At 58.0% G+C, this 18189-nt stretch carries 18 protein-coding genes; 9 read left to right on the forward strand and 9 right to left on the reverse strand.

Annotation, left to right across the window (positions count from 1 at the left end):
• Positions 1–8: 8 nt before the first annotated feature.
• Complete coding sequence (locus GQF00_RS02670; protein ID WP_161317606.1) at positions 9–725, forward strand: 16S rRNA (uracil(1498)-N(3))-methyltransferase; 717 nt, start codon at positions 9–11, stop codon at positions 723–725.
• 347 nt (positions 726–1072) lie between these two features.
• On the opposite strand, the gene rluB is transcribed toward GQF00_RS02670, so the two are convergent.
• The 6 genes from rluB to GQF00_RS02700 form a co-directional block, all read right to left on the reverse strand.
• The gene (rluB, locus tag GQF00_RS02675; protein ID WP_161317607.1) at positions 1073–1918 is read right to left on the reverse strand and encodes a 23S rRNA pseudouridine(2605) synthase RluB; all 846 of its coding nucleotides are present in this window, start codon (positions 1916–1918) and stop codon (positions 1073–1075) included.
• The gene (gene scpB, locus GQF00_RS02680) at positions 1911–2870 is read right to left on the reverse strand and encodes an SMC-Scp complex subunit ScpB (RefSeq protein ID WP_161317608.1); all 960 of its coding nucleotides are present in this window, start codon (positions 2868–2870) and stop codon (positions 1911–1913) included. Before scpB ends, rluB begins: the two co-directional genes overlap by 8 nt.
• 2 nt (positions 2871–2872) lie before the next feature.
• Positions 2873–3799 carry a ScpA family protein gene (locus GQF00_RS02685; protein ID WP_161317609.1) on the reverse strand — a complete coding sequence of 309 codons (927 nt, stop codon included), beginning with the start codon at positions 3797–3799 and terminating at the stop codon, positions 2873–2875.
• Positions 3800–3813: 14 nt separating this feature from the next.
• A complete protein-coding gene (locus GQF00_RS02690) occupies positions 3814–5028 on the reverse strand; it encodes a tryptophan--tRNA ligase (protein ID WP_161317610.1) in 1215 nt (404 codons plus the stop codon).
• A 141-nt stretch (positions 5029–5169) separates the two neighbouring features.
• Positions 5170–5793: an L-threonylcarbamoyladenylate synthase gene (locus tag GQF00_RS02695; RefSeq protein ID WP_161317611.1), complete on the reverse strand. Its 624-nt coding sequence runs from the start codon at positions 5791–5793 to the stop codon at positions 5170–5172.
• A gap of 77 nt (positions 5794–5870) precedes the next feature.
• On the reverse strand, positions 5871–6716 hold the full coding sequence (locus tag GQF00_RS02700; protein ID WP_161317612.1) for a PHP domain-containing protein: 846 nt from the start codon (positions 6714–6716) through the stop codon (positions 5871–5873).
• Between the two features lie 126 nt (positions 6717–6842).
• Between GQF00_RS02700 and GQF00_RS02705 the strand changes: the two genes are divergently transcribed.
• The 3 genes from GQF00_RS02705 to GQF00_RS02715 all read left to right on the forward strand — a co-directional run bounded on the left by GQF00_RS02705 (position 6843) and on the right by GQF00_RS02715 (position 8672).
• On the forward strand, positions 6843–7568 hold the full coding sequence (locus GQF00_RS02705) for a VC0807 family protein (protein WP_161317613.1): 726 nt from the start codon (positions 6843–6845) through the stop codon (positions 7566–7568).
• Between the two features lie 22 nt (positions 7569–7590).
• Entirely contained in the window at positions 7591–7890 is a 300-nt protein-coding gene (locus GQF00_RS02710) for a YciI family protein (RefSeq protein WP_161317614.1), read from the forward strand.
• Between the two features lie 119 nt (positions 7891–8009).
• Positions 8010–8672 carry a TIGR04211 family SH3 domain-containing protein gene (locus GQF00_RS02715; protein WP_161317615.1) on the forward strand — a complete coding sequence of 221 codons (663 nt, stop codon included), beginning with the start codon at positions 8010–8012 and terminating at the stop codon, positions 8670–8672.
• A 16-nt stretch (positions 8673–8688) separates the two neighbouring features.
• Here GQF00_RS02715 and GQF00_RS02720 read toward each other — a convergent pair whose 3' ends face one another.
• Positions 8689–9714 (reverse strand): hypothetical protein, encoded by a 1026-nt coding sequence (locus GQF00_RS02720; RefSeq protein WP_202560324.1) that lies wholly within the window; start codon positions 9712–9714, stop codon positions 8689–8691.
• Between the two features lie 120 nt (positions 9715–9834).
• Here GQF00_RS02720 and GQF00_RS02725 point away from each other — a divergent pair, with 120 nt between their 5' ends.
• The 3 genes from GQF00_RS02725 to GQF00_RS02735 are packed head-to-tail and all read left to right on the forward strand — an operon-like array spanning position 9835 to position 13823.
• Positions 9835–10728 (forward strand): acyltransferase, encoded by an 894-nt coding sequence (locus GQF00_RS02725; protein WP_161317616.1) that lies wholly within the window; start codon positions 9835–9837, stop codon positions 10726–10728.
• A 58-nt stretch (positions 10729–10786) separates the two neighbouring features.
• Positions 10787–13351, forward strand: a complete 2565-nt coding sequence (locus GQF00_RS02730) for a DUF349 domain-containing protein (RefSeq protein WP_161317617.1) — start codon at positions 10787–10789, stop codon at positions 13349–13351.
• Positions 13344–13823: a DUF4442 domain-containing protein gene (locus GQF00_RS02735; protein ID WP_161317618.1), complete on the forward strand. Its 480-nt coding sequence runs from the start codon at positions 13344–13346 to the stop codon at positions 13821–13823. Before GQF00_RS02730 ends, GQF00_RS02735 begins: the two co-directional genes overlap by 8 nt.
• Positions 13824–13830: 7 nt before the next feature.
• Here GQF00_RS02735 and GQF00_RS02740 read toward each other — a convergent pair whose 3' ends face one another.
• Complete coding sequence (locus GQF00_RS02740; protein ID WP_161317619.1) at positions 13831–14445, reverse strand: DUF924 family protein; 615 nt, start codon at positions 14443–14445, stop codon at positions 13831–13833.
• Entirely contained in the window at positions 14438–15121 is a 684-nt protein-coding gene (locus tag GQF00_RS02745) for an arylesterase (protein WP_237440355.1), read from the reverse strand. The genes GQF00_RS02740 and GQF00_RS02745 overlap by 8 nt, the downstream gene beginning before the upstream one ends.
• On the opposite strand from GQF00_RS02745, the gene GQF00_RS02750 reads away from it, so the two are divergent.
• Entirely contained in the window at positions 15120–15797 is a 678-nt protein-coding gene (locus GQF00_RS02750) for an ABC transporter ATP-binding protein (RefSeq protein WP_161317620.1), read from the forward strand. The genes GQF00_RS02745 and GQF00_RS02750 overlap by 2 nt on opposite strands.
• On the forward strand, positions 15790–18189 hold the full coding sequence (locus tag GQF00_RS02755) for an FtsX-like permease family protein (protein WP_161317621.1): 2400 nt from the start codon (positions 15790–15792) through the stop codon (positions 18187–18189). Before GQF00_RS02750 ends, GQF00_RS02755 begins: the two co-directional genes overlap by 8 nt.

Here is an 18189-nt window from a genome sequence, read left to right on the forward strand (position 1 = left end):
TCCGCACCATGAATCTGCTGCTTCTCACTCCGCAACAACACCTTTCAGGGGACCAATGGCGACTGACCGAGCGCCAGGCCAGGCATGTACTGGAGGTGCTCAACGCGGATGTGGGCACGCAAATACGGGCAGGCTTGCTGGATGGCGGAACGGGATATGCCAGCATTGAGTCATTAAAAAACAAAGAGATAGAAGTTTCTTTTAAGGTGGATTCTCCTCCGCCACCCCCGCCGGGGTTATCCCTTCTGCTGGCCCTGCCCCGCCCCAAGATGCTCAAACGCATCCTGATCGACGCCACCAGTCTGGGCATCAAGCAGATCGTGCTGATCAACAGCTGGAAGGTGGACAAGAGCTACTGGCAGACGCCCAATCTCAAGTCCGACCTGTTACGGGAAAAGATGCTGCTCGGCCTGGAACAGGCCCGGGATACGGTGCTACCCCGCCTGACCCTGGCGCCCCGCTTTCGCCCCTTCGTGGAAGATGAACTGGACAGCTGGGCCGGCCATGGCCAGCGCATTCTGGCTCACCCGGGTGACTTCCCGACCCTGCCCCACAGCCAGACCGGGCCGGTAACCCTGGCGATTGGGCCTGAGGGAGGCTGGACCGACTACGAAGTCGACATGCTGAAGCAGCAGCAGTTCGCCTGCCACAGCTTCGGCTCGCGGATCCTCAGGGTGGAAACTGCCCTCCCCGCCCTGGTCGGGCGCTTGATGCAGCTGCCGTAAACAAAGCCACACCAGTGCCCGCCTCCTTCGAATCCCGGCTATTCGCGTGCAAGCACGCTCCCACAAAGAGTCACCCTTTGTCTGTTCCCTAAAAGGTGGGTTATGCATGGATTCTTGGGGGTATCTTAATCTAAAGCTCTCGGGGGAATGCCTGCCCGACGCGGAACCAGAAAGTAGGGCTCCGGAAATATTGTGGGAGCGTGCTTGCACGCGAATCGACTCTGATGATTTCACACCCTCTGCGCGTGTGAGCTGAAGAAGCCATCTCCGGTGGCCGATCTAATTTTTCACTAACACGCCACGAACCACAAAAAAGGGAGCGTTAATTCGCTCCCTTGATGATCAACCTAACGCCGGTAAGGCCCACGGCGGGCCTTGCGCGGTGGCTTGCTGCCACGCTGGTGGCGCAGACGGGCACGGCCATACAAGCCGGTGTATTTCTTGCCCTTGAGTTCCACCTTGTCGATCAAGCCCTGAATCTGCTCTGGCTCAAGCTCCATCCAGCGGCCCTGGCGCAACTGCGGCGGCAGGCGCAGATCGCCAAAGCGAATACGCATCAAACGTGCCACATCCAGATCCTGGGACTGGAACAGGCGACGTACCTCGCGATACTTGCCGCCAACCAGGGTGACCTTGTACCAGTGGTTGGCACCCTCTTCCGCGCCACCGGCATCGCTAATGGTTTCGAACTTTGAAACCCCGTCTTCCAGCAGAACACCCGCCAGCATTGCCTGACGCTTGTCTTCTGTCAGCTCACCGCGTACCCGCACCGCGTATTCGCGCACAAAACCATTGGACGGATGCATCAGACGATGGGCCAGCTCACCATCGGTGGTGAACAGCAGCAAACCGGTGGTGCTGATATCAAGACGACCTACCTGAACCCAGCGCAAACCATTCAGCTTCGGCAGATTATCGAAGACAGTAGGACGCCCTTCGGGATCATTGCGCGAGCACACCTCGCCCGGAGGCTTGTGGTACATAATCACACGCTGTTCAATGTCTTCTTCAGCCTTCACTTTTACTGTCCTGCCATCCACTCTAAGCAAATCATCAGGGCCAACCCGGTCACCCAGAGTGGCGATATTTCCGTTCACGGATACCCGACCAGCTTCGATCCAGGTTTCCAGTTCACGGCGTGAGCCAAGACCCGCCCGGGCCAGGACTTTCTGCAACTTTTCCGTTTCACTCATGACGATTGGGGCTGTCCTCGGTATTGGCAGCCTCAGCGGCTGTCACGTCAGCGGGGGTGTCCTCGCTGCTCTCTTTACTGTCATCTGCATTGCTGCCCTGATCGTCCTCGGTGGGCGTCTGTTCCTCTTTGTCTTCTGCAGCCACTTGCGGTTCTTCTTCAGGTGCCGCTGCGGGTTTGCGGCGGAATTCCTGCTCAAAGCTGGCCAGTACGGAGTCCACGTTCTCCATACTCATCAGCTCAGCCTCATCCACATCCGGCTCCTGCTCCAGCCCCGGGAAACTTTCCTGATCGCTGGGCAGACGGGCCTCATGCTCATCTTCCAGCAAACCATGCCCATCTTCACCGGCCGGCGCTTCGTCGTGATCACCCGGAGCCGCATTCACTGGCGGCACATCGGTGAGCTCAAGCTCTTCATTGACCTTGTCCAGATCACGAATTTCGGACAACGGCGGCAAATCTTCCAGGCTCTTCAGGTCAAAGTAATCCAGAAACTGTCGGGTTGTGGCAAACATGGCAGGCCGGCCAGGCACATCACGGTGACCGACAACCCGCACCCAGTTTCTCTCCAGCAGGCTTTTGACGATATGGGAGCTTACTGAAACACCACGAATTTCTTCGATTTCACCACGGGTAATCGGCTGGCGATAGGCAATCAATGCCAGGGTTTCCAGAATCGCACGGCTATAACGTGGCGGTTTTTCCTGCCATAAACGACTGACCCAGGGGCCAAGCTCAGGCCGTGCCTGAAAGCGGAAACCGGATGCCACTTCACGCAGGTATATCCCACGCTCTTCATAATCTTCTGCGAGGGATTCCAGCAACTTGCCCAACTCAGGCTTGGTGGGCTGGTCTTCCTCATCAAACAGCATCAGCATGGCGTCGCGGTCCAGGGGCCCTTCGGCAACCAGAATCGCGGCTTCAATAATTTTCTTTATCTTGTCAGCGTCCACGCTTACCCCTCGGTACCGTCATGGGCGTCAATCTCCGTTTCCGGTTCGTCCTCAAGCTCCAGCTGGGCGAGAACATCCGATTCTTCCAATACCAGGGTCTTGGCTTTCACATGGATGGGAGCAAATGGTGCCGTCTGCACCAACTCAATGAGCGAGCCTTTGACCAGTTCCAGCACTGCCAGGAAGCTCACTACCACGCCCAGCTTGCCTTCCTCCGGGTTGAACAACTCAATAAAGGGAACAAACTCGCGCCCTTTGAGCTTGTCGAGCACATTTGCCATACGCTCACGGGTGGACAGTTTTTCACGGGAGACCTGATGGCTCTCGAACATGTCCGCCCGGTGCATGACCTCTTTCAGTGCCAGCAGCAGTTCGCGCATATCCACATCAGGCTGCGCCTTTTCACGGCTGTAATCCGGACGCTTTGCTTCAGCCGGAAACACATCCCGCTCCAGCCGCGGCAGCTCATCAATATCTTCAGCCGCCTGCTTGAATCGCTCGTACTCCTGAAGACGACGAATCAGCTCGGCACGGGGGTCTTCCCCTTCCTCATCTTCTTCGTCCTTCTGCCGGGGCAGCAGCATGCGAGACTTGATCTCCCCGAGCATGGCGGCCATGACCAGGTATTCCGCTGCCAGCTCGAAGTTCATGGCCTTCATCAGCTCCACGTACTCCATGTACTGGGCGGTGATGGTGGCAACGGGTACATCAAGAATGTCCAGATTCTGCCGCTTGATCAGGTAAAGCAGCAGATCCAGAGGTCCTTCGAAGGCCTCCAGGAAGACCTCCAGTGCATCCGGCGGGATATACAGATCATCTGGCAGCTTGGTGATCGCCTTGCCATAGACCAGCCCGAAGGGCATCTCGGCCTGATGGGCGAGAAGGGCCTCCTGGGGTGCCTGCGGTGTGGACTCTGCTGTTTCTGTCATATCCCTGCTCCGCGTTAGCGGTAGTTCAGCCCCATGCTGGCGCGCACTTCTTCAAGCGTGGCGCGTGCTGCTTCCCGGGCTTCTTCACAGCCTTCCGCGACTATGGTGCGTACCAGATCCGGGTTGCGCAAATGCTCTTCCGCACGCTTGCGTATGGGCTCCAACTCTTCCTGAATGGCTTCGATGATCGGCTTCTTGCAGTCCAGGCAGCCGATACCGGCGCTGGTGCAGCCCTCGCGCACCCACTCCCGGGTGGGCTCATCGGAGTAGACCATGTGAAACTGCCATACCGGGCAATTATCCGGGTTGCCCGGGTCGGTACGTCGCACGCGCGCCGGGTCCGTGGGCATCCGGCGAACTTTGCTTTCCACTTCCGCCGGCTCTTCACGCATGCTGATGAAGTTGCCGTAGGATTTGGACATTTTCTGACCGTCCAGGCCCGGCATCTTGGATGCCGGGGTAAGCAGCGCCTGGGGCTCGGGCAGGATCACCTTGCCGCCGCCTTCCAGGTCGCCCAGCAAGCGTTCCTTGTCACCCAGGGTGATGTTCTGCTGGCTGTCCACCAGGGCGCGGGCCGTTTCCAGAGCGGTTTCATCGCCCTTTTCCTGGTACTGGCGACGGTGGCCAACGTAGATCTTCGCCTGTTTCTTGCCCATCTTCTTGATGGCGGCTTCCACGGCCTCTTCGAAACCCGGCTCGCGGCCATACAAATGGTTGAATCGACGAGCCACTTCCCGGGTCAGCTCCACATGAGCCACCTGATCGGCGCCCACAGGCACCTGCCCGGCACGATAAGCGAGGATGTCCGCAGATTGCAGCAGCGGGTAACCAAGAAATCCGTAGGTACTGAGATCCTTTTCACGCAGTTTTTCCTGCTGATCCTTGTAGGTCGGAACCCGTTCCAGCCAAGACAGCGGCGTCATCATGGAGAGCAGCAGGTGCAGCTCCGCGTGTTCCGGTACCTGGCTTTGGATGAACAAGGTCGCAGAACCGGGATTGACCCCTGCCGCCAGCCAGTCAATCACCAGATCCCAGACATGTTGCTCAATCTTCTGGGGGTTCTCGTATTCCGTGGTGAGGCCGTGCCAGTCGGCCACAAAGAAATAGCACTCGAACTCATGCTGCAGACGCACCCAGTTCTTGAGAACGCCATGGTAATGCCCCAAGTGCAAACGGCCAGTAGCGCGCATGCCCGAAACAACGCGCTGGGAAGAAACCACGGAACTCAAAATCAACTCCTTATGCCTGATCAGTGCCGCCACCCTTGGTCTGGCGCCAGCAAAGCAAGCGATTATACGGTGAACAAGGGGATCAGGGACAGCATAATGCCGCCGGGACAGGCGTCACTGGTGAAAAGTTCGCCAACGGGATCAGTAAATGCTGTCCAGCGGACCGGCCCCTTCACGGATGACCTCGGGACCGTCACCATCGACCAGAGAAATCACCGTGGTTTCCTGGACACCGCCAAAGCCTCCGTCGATGACCAGATCTACCTGCCCTTGAAGAAAATCACGAACATCCTGCGGATCAGTGAGCGGGAATTCATCATCTGGCAGATGGCAGGTGGAGGTCATAATGGGCTGGCCGTGTTCCGCGAGCAGGGCCTGACAAATGGCATGGTCCGGCACACGAATCCCGATGGTGCGCTTCTTGGCATCCATCAGCCGCCGCGGCACCTCGGTGGTACCATTGAGAATGAAGGTATAGGGGCCAGGTGTGTGCGCCTTGATCAACCGGTAGTCCGGATTTGCCACCTTGGCATAGATCGCCAGGGCGGAGAGGTCTTCACACAACAGCGTGAACTGGTGCTTCTTGTCCAGTCTGCGCAGGCGAATCAGACGATCCAGCGCATTCTTTTCACCAATGCCGCAGCCCAGCGCATAGGTTGTATCCGTGGGATAGGCGATCAGCCCGCCCTTGCGCAACACATCAACAGCCTGACGAATCAGGCGCGGCTGCGGCGATTCCGGGTGTATATAAAGCACTTCTGTCATGCGGTCATCACTATTTCGACATTATACGAAACGACAAATCACTTTAATTTAACGTCATAATATATTGTTTTTATTTGCTAAAAGCTTTCCCATACCGGCGTTGCCCCTTTTGGCAGATCAGGGAGGCGTCCCAGCGCCAACCATTTCTGCTCCGGAGAATGAAAGTCGGATCCCGCTGAGACCTTCAAATCAAAATACTGCCAACATTCATCCAGCAACTCCTGCTGCTGACGGGTCAATCCGGGCATCGCCACTTCCAGGCCGTCGCCACCCTGCGCTTTAAAAGCGGTGAGAAGTTGGCGAAGCTTTTTGCGAGTCAGCCCATAGCCATGCGGGTGGGCCACTACTGCCTGGCCTCCGCCGGCATGGATATCCGCGATCGCCTCTTCCATGCTGCACCAGGGGGTTGCCACAAACGCAGACTGTCCCTGCTTGAGAAAGCGATTGAATGCATGCCGCGCATTACGCACCCGCCCACTCTGCTCCAGCAGTTTGGCAAACCAGGGGCGGCCCGGGGCCGGGCTACCCGCCAGTTCACAGGTGCGCTCATAGGAATTGGCCAGCCCGGCAGCCTTGTCGAGGCGACGACCTATTTCCTGGGCCCGCCTGACCCTTGCCTGCTGCTGACTGGCCACACGCTCGCACAGCTGGGCATTGTCAATGTCGAGTCCAAGACCGAGGACATGGAACTCCCGGTTCTCATGGCGAACGGACAGCTCAATGCCATTGATCAGGCGAATACCTCGCCGTGACGCGGCCTCATGTGCCTCCGGCAAACCTGCCAGGGTGTCGTGATCGGTCAAAGCCAAGTCCGTTACGCCATAATCTGCTGCACGATCCACCAGATCTGCAGGCGATAACGCACCGTCTGAGGCCAGACTGTGACTATGCAGATCGAAACATGCTGAATCCTGATTTGACATGGAACCCGACACCGCGAATAAGGGTCGACAAGCTACCATATTGCAGGGTGAATTGCTGCGCTGATGTGGTTAACATCATGCGCCTGCGCTGCCCTTTTCCATTACCCGAGGTGAAATTCGTCCCGCATGTCCAATTCCACAGACACAGATCGCCCCAGCGCCCCGCCAGCCAAGAAAGAAAGCCTGCTTGCCAACCTGCTGCTGAACATCATCATTCCCACCCTGATACTCAGCAAACTCTCCAGTGACGAGTATCTAGGCACCAAACTGGCTATCGTGGTGGCGCTGGCCTTCCCGTTTGCCTATGGCGTCAAGGATCTCATCAGCAACCGCAAGGTAAACTTCTATTCCGCCCTGGGGATCATCAGCATCATGCTCACCGGCGGCATCGGCCTGCTGGAGCTTGACGCGGAATACATGGCTATCAAGGAAGCCACCATCCCGGGCATCCTTGGCATTGCCACAGTGGGCTCTCTTTACACTCGCTGGCCTCTGGTTCGGACCTTTGTTTACAACGACAAGGTATTTGCCACGGAGAAAATTGCCGCCGGGTTGGCGTTCAAGGGCACTGAAAGTGAGTTTGAACGGACTCTTACGCTGGCCTCGTGGATGATTGCCGGGTCGTTCTTTGTGTCATCGGTGCTCAACTACGTGCTTGCCAAGGTTATCCTGCAAAGCCCACCCGGCACGGTTGCATTCAATGAAGAGCTGGCCAAAATGACCGCTCTCAGCTACCCGGTTATCGTCATCCCCTCCATGATCATCTTCGCCGCAGCGCTGTTTTACCTGATTCGGCGACTTACCCGGCTGACCGGGCTGAGTTTTGAAGAGATGCTCGAACACCACAAATAACTGACCCTGAAAGGATTCTGTCATGCTGTACGCCATTATCAGCCAGGACATTGCGAACTCTCTGCCCCTTCGCAAGCAGGCACGGGCTGACCATCTCGCCCGGCTGGAAACCCTCCGCGATCAGGGCCGGCTGGTACTTGCCGGGCCGCATCCCGCCATCGACAGTGATGATCCCGGAGAGGCCGGATTTACCGGCTCACTGGTCGTAGCCGAGTTTGAATCCCTGGCTGCCGCTCAGGCCTGGGCGGATTCGGACCCGTATATCGAGGCTGGTGTTTATGTCCAGGTTACCGTCAAGCCCTTCAAGAAGGTGCTTCCCTGAGCGGCCAGTTTGCGATTTTTTACAAAGACGCCGCAGTCTCACGCCTGATTTGTGATTATTGTTGCGCCAGCCCAGTCCCCTCTGCATTAGACTGCGCGGCCTGAACCAAGGAGTTATCCATGCTCACAAGAGCCACCCTACTGCTGATCCTGGTTGCCTGCTGGGGTAACACCCACGCTGCTGCCGCCTGGGTTGATGACAGCATCTATGTACCTATCCGCGCTGCGGCCAACCCTGGCGGCCGAATCGTTCACCGTGGCATCAAGAGCGGCACCCGCGTTGAGTTCTTCGGCTTCGATGGCGATTGGGCCAAGATTCGTTACGGGGATGTGGAGGGGTATATCGGCAAGCAGTATCTGAGCCAGTCGCCCACGGCCGCCATCCTGCTGGAGCGTGCCCGCAGTGACAGTGAGGCGGCCAAGGCGGAAGCCGCCAAGCTGCGCACCCAGCTGGCCGAAATCAAGGGAGAGCGTGACGCCCTGTCTGAACAATCAAGGAACCTGAAGGACTCGCTCTCCTCCCGTAGCGAGCAGCTCGAGCAACTTCAGGAAGTGGCTTCTGACCCAATCAGGCTTGATCAGGCCAACCGTCGACTGAACGAGGAACTGAGCCTGCTTCGTTCTGAGCTGGATCAGGTCAAGGCAGAAAACGTGATGCTGCGCAGCAGTAATCGTTACCGTGAATGGCTCACAGGCCTTGCCATTCTGGGCGCAGGCCTGGTTATCGGGCTGATCATGCGCTCTCGCTCTGGCCGTCGCCGTACGGGTGGCTGGGCCAATTGATTCTCAGCGGGGCGGCCTAGTTGTAGGGCAGCCCCGCCTGAATCTCCAGCCTCAGCACGATCCCCGCAACCCCCTGATAATTCTCTTCCCGGGGCCAGAACACATAGGGCTCCACCTCGTAAAAAAACCAGCGGCGCCAGATATTCCGTCTGAAACGCACACTGGTCCGCCAGGTCTTGATGGCTGACACCGGGCTGGTAAAACCATCAAAGCCGGCCGAGGCGCCGATACCACTCTGGTCACCCAATCGAAAATACACGCTGGCAGACTGATTGAAATACCAGCCACGCCCCATTTCATTGAACTCTTCACTAATCTCCCATTCGCTGGCGAGACGCACCGTTGAGTTCTTGGTAAAGGGCCTGTCAACCTCAAACAGGCTGTTGGCACCAAAACCATCCGGGTCTTCCCAATACATTTTTTCCGTGAACCGGAAGGTGGCCAGGGTATTGGCAATGGGGTTGGTAAACCGGTATCTGGCCCTGACGAAACCCGTAAGCTCAGACCTCACCCCAGCATCCAGATCCACATCCATGCGGTCGGGCATGTCTACCATCCAGCGCAGTGCAGCCCTGTAGCCCGTATTGTTTTGCCCCACCTCTTCAGGGCGGCTATCAAGATCATTGCGCAACTCGTCGCTGGCATCATCATCATTGCGGAACATCAGGCTTAACCGGTGCTGGGCGCTGGGCAGTTCGACCCGGGCACGCACCTTCAGCTCGTTATCATCCCCGTCATGCTCCTGAAAACGGGAGGCTCCAATCACCCGCAGCTGGGTGCCCGGTTCCTCGGTGTAAACTTCATTGGGGCCTGCAAAGAACCCATCGACCCAGCGCGTCGGCCCGCACACGGTTCTCGACATCCAGTCGTGCGTGCGGTCTACCCAGCCATTGTGATCGTTATGGTAGGTGCACGGATGGGGCTCCTGCTCAACCGCCGCCTCAGACTCCAGGTCAGTGCCTTGTTGTGTTTCTGCATGCACCCCGGAGGCCAGAAATAACCCCGCAAAAAACCAGCATAGCCGGAAAAAAGTCCTGTTCATTGTCACAGAATAGCTGCAGGTTAAAGCGTTCTACCAACAGTTTTTGACCGAATTCGAATGGGACTTATGAACGGTCATTGGGTAGCATCTTGTTCAGTTGATTCGAACCAAGACAAGACTATGAACTACTGGCATAAAATTCGTGGCGCCGCCGCTCTGATCGGCATTGTGCTCAACACCCTCGTCCTTTGCCCCATTCTCTATCTCTTCGTGCTGGTGCGCCTGATCCTGCGTTTTGACAAGGCACAAGTCACCCTGTCCAAGGTACTCGTCTTCATCGCAGAAACCTGGATCGCCATCAACAACATGATTGTTGCCCTGACCAGCCAGATCCACTGGAAGGTCTCCGGGATGGAGAGCCTCGACCGGGACCAGTGGTACCTGGTCACCTGTAACCACCAGAGCTGGTCAGACATTCTGGTATTGCAGCGCATCTCCAATCGCCGAATTCCTTTCCTCAAGTTCTTCCTCAAGCAGGAGCTGATCAAGGTGCCCATTCTCGGTCTGGCGTGGTGGGGCCTGGATTTCCCCTTCATGAAACGCTACACCAAGGATGAGATCGCCAAAAACCCGGAACTCAAGGGCAAAGACCTGGAAACGACACGCAAGGCCTGCGAGAAGTTTGCGTACTTCCCCACTTCGGTAATGAACTTCTTCGAGGGCACCCGTTTCACCCAGGCCAAACACGACAAACAGCAGTCTCCCTATCGGTATCTGCTCAAGCCCAAGGCCGGCGGCGCCGCCTTTACCCTTGGTGCCATGTCAGGGCATTTGCGAAATCTGCTTGATGTGACCATTATTTACCCCCCGGAAGCCCCCCGTACCCTGCTGGCTTACCTGGGTGGCGCCATGCAAAACGTGGAAGTTGTTGTGACACAGCGCGTGGTACCGGCCTGGGCATCAGAGGGAAACTATGAAACGGATCCAGCTTTCCGGGAAAGGTTTCAGCAATGGATTGGTGAACTCTGGGAAGAAAAGGACGCCTTGATCGCATCACGACTGGAGCAACAGTAAGCATTACTGGCTTCAATCCAGAACAGGATGCCCGGCGAAAGACCGGGCCAATAACTCTATGTTTGGTCGATTTTTCAAACCGCGCTGGCAACACACCAATCCTGACATCCGACTCAAAGCCATCGAAGCCATGTCTGCCTCCGAGGAGGCTGACACTCTGGCGCAACTGGCCCGAGGTGACGCCAGTGATCTGGTGCGCGCGGCAGCTACCACCCGACTCACGGATTTCAACCTGCTGGATGAAATCTTCAATCACGATAGCGCCCCCTCGGTGCGTGAGTCCGCGTCCATGCGAATCATGGCCTTGCTGGCCGGGACAACCACCGACGCCCCACCCCACGACACCCGGCTTCGCCTGGTGAGGCTCACTGACAACCCGGACGTACTTGCCCATATTGCCTCGCAAAGCCCCGACGAAGCCTGTCAGCAAGCTGCCATTGAGCGCCTGGACAACGGATCGCTACTGCTGACACTGGCCATTGAAGGGCCAAGTGAACCCGTCCGTGTTGCCGCCGCCATGCAGATTCGCTCTCTCTCGGACCTGAAGCGACTGGCTCGGGAGGGTCGCGACAAGCGTGTTGTGCGCATTGCCAGAGACGCGGCCAAGGCACTGCAGGAACAAGAGCAGCAGCACAATGCCGAATCTGCCCGGGTCATTCAACTGGCAGACCGCTTTGAGCAGCATGCCCGCCGTCGCGTCGATGCCCTTTATGGTCCGCGTCTGGAGCAGCTTGAGCAGCAATGGCAGGCATCCGCCAGTGTAGCCACCCCAGAGCTGGCCACACGGGTGCAGCAGGCACTTAACCAGTGTCGCTCGCAACTTGCCCAATTGCAGGAAGAACACCGCAGAAAGGCACTGTCTGAAACTGCTCACATGGAGCGAAACGCCGCCTGCCGATCCCTCTATCAGCTTCTTGGCGAAGCCAGCGGGGAAACCTGGGAAAACCAGATTGGCGAAATGCATTCGGCCCTTGCCACACAGCAACGTCGCTGGCAAAGCGCCAGCCAGCAGAGCGCTCCCAGCGATGAAGAGCGGGACGCGTTCGACAATCTCAGCGCGGCATTCCAGGCGATGCTGAATCTGGCAACTGAAGCCAACGAAAACCGCGACAAACCGGAGAGACTGGCCGAGCTGGCACAGCAATGGCCCGCAGAGTACTCCCGGCCCTCCCTGCTGGAGGCCATTGTCCAGCCCACCAGCAACGACACTGCCCCGCCCGTCAGAAGCAAAGCCAGCAACCCACATCGGGGCTTGCTCATTGCCCTGAAACGAGAGTTGACCAAAGGCAACCTTCGCCATGCCAACCGACTCTGGCACAAGGCCGAAGCCATTATTGCCGAGGGCGAATCACAGCAACTGGCCCGAGAACTGGAAAAACTCAGCGCCCGTCGCGCAGAACTGCAGGACTGGCACCGCTTCGCTGCTGAACCGAAGAAACTGGAACTGTGCGAGCAGATGGACACGCTGGCTGGCAGCACCATGGATGCACCGCAGCTTGCCAGTGCCATTCAGGCGCTCCACGAAGAATGGCGCAGCCTGATGAGTTCCGATCAGGACGAAGATCAGGCCCTGTGGGACCGTTTCAAAACGGCAACCGACCTGGCTTACGAACCCTGCAAGGCGCACTTCGCCGAACAGGATGCACAACGTAAAACCAATCTCGCCAAACGCCTGGAGCTTTGCCAGCAACTGGAAGGCTTCATCCAGGCTCAGGACTGGAGCAAGGCAGACTGGGAAGGCGTGTGGCAGATTCGCCAACAGGCTCCCCGTGACTGGCAGCGCTACCATCCGGTCCGATTTACCGATGCTCGCGAAGCGCAGAAACGTTTTTCCGCTGCGCTCACGACCCTTGATGAGCAGATTGAAGCGCACAGCAAGGAGGCAGAACGTCAGCGGGAGTCTTTGATCAGCAAGGTCGAGGAGATCCCCCTGGCCGGCGGCGACCTCCGTGATGCCATCGCCCAGGCACAGGCCATACAGAAACAATGGCGCAATACCGCCTGGTTGCCGCCTTCAAGGCATCGCCCCCTGCAAAAACGGTTTCGCAAGGCGGTGGACGCTGTCTTCAAGGCCAGAGATCAGCAGAAAGATGCTCACAAGCAGGAAATGGCACAGCGTCAGGAACAGATCTCTACTCAACTGGAAGCACTTGAGAATGCTCTGGCAGCGGATTTCTCTGACGCCAGTGCCGCCACCCTGAAAACAACCCTCACGGCGCTGGATAATGCCACTGAAGGGCGCCTGCCCGCTCCTCTCAATCGGCAAGTGCAACAATTGCGCCGTAGAGCCCAGGATCGACTGGGTCGTCTCGGTGAATGGCAGGTATGGCATCGCCTCCAGGAGCAGGTGCAACAGCTTGAACCGGAAGGGGCTGCTACGGAAGCGTCACTGGTGCTGGCCGTGGCCTTTGAGGCCCTGGCCGGTGTTCCGTCACCCGAAGCCGAGCGTCAACGCCGTCTGACGTGGCAACTTGAAGCATTGCCCAAAGCCATGAAACAACAAGGCTTCGCAGTGATGGATGAAATGGCCAGGCTGGTGAAGTCTCACTCTGGTGGCATCAGTGAACCGGAGCGCAAACGGCTTCTTGACGCACTTGCCGTGCTGGAACCCGGAAATGCGTAAGCTGATGGGGCGCTTTGCCCGTAGCCCAGCTGGCTTGCGCTGGTTTCTCAACCTTTACGGCCCTTATCTTGGGGCCGGCGTGCGCGTGGATTATCTCGCCGAAGACTTTCGCGAACTGAAAGTGTCCATGGGGCTACGCTGGTACAACCGCAATTACGTGGGCACTCATTTCGGCGGCAGCCTTTACGCCATGATCGACCCCTTTTACATGCTAATGGTCATGAATGTCATGGGGCCTGACTATGTGGTGTGGGACAAGGCTGCCAGTATCGATTTTATTCGCCCCGGCGTGGGCCGTGTCTATGCCCATTTCACCCTGTCAGATACGCAGATTGAGGCTATCCGGCAACACACCGCCGACGGCGAGAAATACCTGCCCAACTGGAACGTGGACATCGTTGATGAGCACGGTCAGTGCGTCGCACGAGTCACTAAAACCCTTTATATCCGCCGCAAACCCCAGCGGGACTAAACCGGCGTTACTGGCCAAACCGTCCGCTTTGTTCCAGAAACTGCAACTCCTCACGAGTACTGTCACGACCCAGCACCTTGTTACGATGGGGAAACCGCTGAAAACGACGGATAATTTCCGCATGATGCCGAGCCGAAGCAAGGTGCAGCTGAACATGATTGACGGCAAATTCCGGTGCGGTTTTCTCGATTTCTTCCAGGTTGCGAATGCACAAGTCCTGCAGGTCTGCGTCTTCAGAATGCATTAGCGGCATCACGAAGAACACCTGACCGCAGACCGGCAAGCTGGCATTCATGCGCCGCGACAGCCCCTCCACTGCCAGCGTGGCGGCTCGGTGATCTCCGGCAAAGGCATGGGCTGTGCCACGATGGATGTGGCGGGTGAATTGATCCAGCAACAAAATCAACGCCAGCCGGGATTCCGGGTGTCGCTCCCATTCCACCAGTTCCTGCTGCAGCGCAGCACTGACGGCATCCCCGAAGCGGTGCTCGATTTCTGCATCATCCCCCTTTGACGCGCGAAACCATTTACGGGTTGCCGGATCACTGGGCCAGCCGCGACTCAGGCCATCCTCAAACCAGTAATCAAGAATGCTCTCCCATGGAGACATGAGATCAAACATGGTCATCCGCCTCCGTCGCAGAGTCATTGCCCACGTAGCAATCGGGAAGAATGGGGCTCAGTACCGACTCGGCATTGCGCAACAACAAAGCCTGTGCTTCAGCGACAGGGTGAATACCATCCGGCTGAAAACCTCCGTGCTCAAGAATGCCTTCCAGGAAGAACGGCACAAAGGGGACTTTCTGCTGCTGAGCCACCATCTGAAACTGTTGCTCAAACAGGCGGGTGTATTGTGGGCCGTAGTTGGGTGGTATCTGCATTCCCAGCAATACCGGGGTGGCGCCGCTGTCGCGACTCAATGCCACCATGGCTTCAAGATTACGACGCATGGCGATCGGCGAGAGACCACGGAGCCCGTCATTGCCGCCCAACTCAATGACCACGATATCCGGTTTGTGGGCGCCCAGCAAAGCAGGGAGCCGGGACTTGCCACCCGCACTGGTCTCGCCGCTTACTGACGCATTAATCACCTGTGCATTGGTGCAATGGGGCACCAGCTTCTTCTCGAACAGGTGCACCCAGCCCTGGGATTTTTCCATCCCGTAGGCTGCGCTGATACTATCGCCGAGAATCAGCACGGACTGTGCCCTGGCTGAACCCGCGACCAGCATCGCGGTCACAAGCATCAACACAGCCATTACCCGATGACGCTGCAACATGAGTAGCCTGACTGACATGAATAATAAATCTCCGGTTTTACACGCACAGGATCTTGGTAAAGAGGTTAACGGCCCGGAAGGGAACCTGAAACTCCTGCAGAGTATCACGTTCGATGTATTTCCCGGAGACAGCGTCGCGATTACCGGCCCTTCCGGGTCGGGTAAATCCACCCTGCTCTCTCTGCTCGCCGGCCTGGATACCCCCACCTCAGGCCAGGTAAGTCTGCAAGGCGAATCGTTCAGCGATCTCAGCGAAGATCAGCGCGCCAGGCGACGTGGCCAGCATTGCGGGTTTGTTTTTCAGCAGTTTCAGTTGGTGGCTGACCTCAACGCCATTGAAAATGTGATGCTCCCTCTGGAGATCCTTGGCAACTCTGCACCACGGGAAACCGCCAGGCAGTGGCTCGATCAAGTCGGCCTTGGCAAACGACAACAACATTATCCAGCACAACTTTCCGGTGGCGAGCAGCAACGGGTGGCACTGGCCCGGGCATTTGCGGTGTCCCCCGCCCTGCTGTTTGCCGATGAACCCACTGGCAGCCTCGACTATGCCAACGGTCAGCATGTGGCCGACCTGCTGTTTCAGCTGAACCAGGAACAGGGCACCGCACTGGTCCTGGTCACTCACGACCAGGCTTTGGCAGAGCGTTGCCAGCGTCAGTTCACGTTGAACGAGGGCCGGCTCAGTGATTAAGGTTTGGCGCTCCAACGCCTTCCGGCTGCAGGCTCTGGCAATTTTTATCGCCGCCCTCGCCATGACCACCATGCTGGTGCTGCGCAATAGCGTTGACGACCGCTTCAATCAGCGCACAGCCGTGGCCCTGGGCGGCGACCTGGTACTGGACGGTACGCGCTTTCCCGAACCCGAACAGCGCACACTGCTTGAAGCTCTGCCGCATACCGAGACCACCAGCTTTGCCAGTGTGCTGATTCACCAGGAGCAGTTCCTGCTGGCCAGCGTTCGCGCTGTCTCTGACAGCTACCCCCTTTACGGCGACCTGCAAGTCAGTGACGACCGGTTCTCCCCCCCCTATATCGCCACTGCTGGTCCGAAGCCCGGCAATATCTGGCTGGCTGGCCAGGCGCTGGATCGATTGCAGCTCAAGGTCGGGCAACGCATCACCCTGGGCGCCCGCGAACTGTTGATAGAGCGAGTGATCGTTCAGGAGCCGGACCAGCAATCCGGTTTTTACAGCATGAATCCCCGCGCCATGATTGCCATGGCTGACCTTGAAAGCACCGGGGTCCTCGGGGCAGGCAGCCGCTATCACCACAATTTTCTGGTTGCTGCCGAGGCCAGTGAGCGTGAAAGGATCACCCGGGAGCTGGAACCCACGTTACGCCCGGACCAGGAACTGGAGACTGTGGTTAACACGGCGTTGCGGGAGCGCGGCCCCATTCAACAGCTGTTTCTCTGGTCACAGCTTGCCATCATGCTGGTGGTTCTGCTGTGCGCAGCGGCCCTGTTTCTCACCTCACGGCACCGGGCCAGACAGCAACAGACGCTTTGTGCGGTCATGAAAACCGTCGGCGCCAGTCAGCAACAGATCGCACAACGGCTACTGGGTCATGATGCCCTTGCCCTGCTACTGCCTGCCCTGATCGGTGTAATGCTCGCCTCCCTGCTCGGCAGTGAAGTGGCGACGCGACTGGAGAGCAGCGCCCGCTTTCAATGGCACGCCGCCCTTCAGGGGCTGGCGGGTCCGGTAGTCCTGTGGCTTGGGTTTGCCGCCCCCACACTCTGGCAGCAACTTTCCCAGTCCCCGCTGGCCCTGCTGCGCGGAGAAGATGAAAAAACCAGCAAGGCTCCCCTGATTATCGCACTGATTACACCGGTACCACTGGCCCTGCTACTGACTGGCTCTTTCACCACCCTGTGGCCTTTGTTGCTGCTGACTGGCGCCGTGGCAGCAGGCTTGCCGGTGATACTGTGGCCACTGGTCATGCTCGTGGACCGTGTTCTGCGCCATGCCCCATTACCCGCAAGGCTTGCCTTTCGCAGGCTCAGCCGCCGCAAGGCCACGACCTTGCCATTACTGGCCGCACTGATTATTTCCCTCTCTGTGCTTTCCATGTCCCTGCAGGCCGGTAGACAGCTGCTGGATGACTGGCAGAGTTCCTTGCCGGAACAAGCCCCCAATTATTTTGTGATCAATCTGTTTGATGACGATCTGCCGAGTTTCCAGCAGTGGTTGAAAGGCCACGAGAGTCAGGCCCAGCCCCTTTATCCGGTGGTGCGGGCAAGGTTGACAGAAATCAACGGCGAATCTGTTCGCGATGCGGTCACCAAGGAAGAAGATCGTGCGGAACGGGCCCTCAACCGTGACCTGTCTCTGACCGAGAGCAATACGCTTCCGGACAGTAACAAGATCACTGCCGGGCGCATGGCAGAGCACCCCGGGGAAGTCACCGTGGAAAGCAAGCTGGCCAGCTCACTGGGGCTTGAGATCGGTGATCAACTCACTTTCACCGGCTCTGCCACACCGATCACCGCCACGGTCACCGGGCTGCGCGAAGTGGACTGGGAGAGTTTCGCTCCCAACTTCTATTTCATGTTCGCGCAAGGCACCCTGGCCGCACAGAATCGCACCTGGATCACCAGCTTCTTCATGCCGGAGACTAAAAGCGCCGAGCTAAGCCAGCTGGTGGCACAGTTCCCGCAAATCAGCCTGCTGGATGTGAACGCAATCCTGGCCAACCTGAAGGCCATCGTAGCCCAGGCCAGCCAGGCAGCGTTCATGGTGGGGGCGCTCTTGATGATTGCCGCACTGCTGGTGCTCGGAGCCGCATTGCTCACTACTGCTGACCAGTTACGACGTGACAACAGCCTGTTGATGACCCTGGGCGCGGATAACAGGTTATTGCGTAAAACCGCCGCGTTGCAGGCATTGTTCATGGCGGGCGGTGCAGCCCTGCTGGCCACCATGATTCATGGCATTGCCCTGTGGCCCCTGGGGGAGCGACTGTTTGATGGGCAGCTGCCCCTGAGTGGCTGGCTTGCCCTGCCCTGGCTGCTGCCACTGTTGCTTACCATTACCGTTGCTGCATTGCCGCCCATGAAAGCAAGGCAACACACTCGACAGTAG

The organism is Alcanivorax sp. DP30, assembly GCF_009882945.1.
Lineage (GTDB): Bacteria > Pseudomonadota > Gammaproteobacteria > Pseudomonadales > Alcanivoracaceae > Alcanivorax.

Bases quoted from the DNA above. Each gene is read 5' to 3' on its own strand.
- GQF00_RS02735 (WP_161317618.1), top strand. From the start codon at position 13,344: ATGCGTAAGCTGATGGGGCGCTTTGCCCGTAGCCCAGCTGGCTTGCGC.
- GQF00_RS02750 (WP_161317620.1), top strand. From the start codon at position 15,120: ATGAATAATAAATCTCCGGTTTTACACGCACAGGATCTTGGTAAAGAG.
- GQF00_RS02695 (WP_161317611.1), bottom strand. From the start codon at position 5,793: ATGACAGAAGTGCTTTATATACACCCGGAATCGCCGCAGCCGCGCCTG.
- GQF00_RS02720 (WP_202560324.1), bottom strand. From the start codon at position 9,714: ATGAACAGGACTTTTTTCCGGCTATGCTGGTTTTTTGCGGGGTTATTT.
- GQF00_RS02725 (WP_161317616.1), top strand. From the start codon at position 9,835: ATGAACTACTGGCATAAAATTCGTGGCGCCGCCGCTCTGATCGGCATT.
- GQF00_RS02700 (WP_161317612.1), bottom strand. From the start codon at position 6,716: ATGTCAAATCAGGATTCAGCATGTTTCGATCTGCATAGTCACAGTCTG.
- GQF00_RS02670 (WP_161317606.1), top strand. From the start codon at position 9: ATGAATCTGCTGCTTCTCACTCCGCAACAACACCTTTCAGGGGACCAA.
- GQF00_RS02705 (WP_161317613.1), top strand. From the start codon at position 6,843: ATGTCCAATTCCACAGACACAGATCGCCCCAGCGCCCCGCCAGCCAAG.
- rluB (WP_161317607.1), bottom strand. From the start codon at position 1,918: ATGAGTGAAACGGAAAAGTTGCAGAAAGTCCTGGCCCGGGCGGGTCTT.
- GQF00_RS02685 (WP_161317609.1), bottom strand. From the start codon at position 3,799: ATGACAGAAACAGCAGAGTCCACACCGCAGGCACCCCAGGAGGCCCTT.
- GQF00_RS02730 (WP_161317617.1), top strand. From the start codon at position 10,787: ATGTTTGGTCGATTTTTCAAACCGCGCTGGCAACACACCAATCCTGAC.
- GQF00_RS02745 (WP_237440355.1), bottom strand. From the start codon at position 15,121: ATGTCAGTCAGGCTACTCATGTTGCAGCGTCATCGGGTAATGGCTGTG.
- GQF00_RS02715 (WP_161317615.1), top strand. From the start codon at position 8,010: ATGCTCACAAGAGCCACCCTACTGCTGATCCTGGTTGCCTGCTGGGGT.
- GQF00_RS02740 (WP_161317619.1), bottom strand. From the start codon at position 14,445: ATGTTTGATCTCATGTCTCCATGGGAGAGCATTCTTGATTACTGGTTT.
- GQF00_RS02710 (WP_161317614.1), top strand. From the start codon at position 7,591: ATGCTGTACGCCATTATCAGCCAGGACATTGCGAACTCTCTGCCCCTT.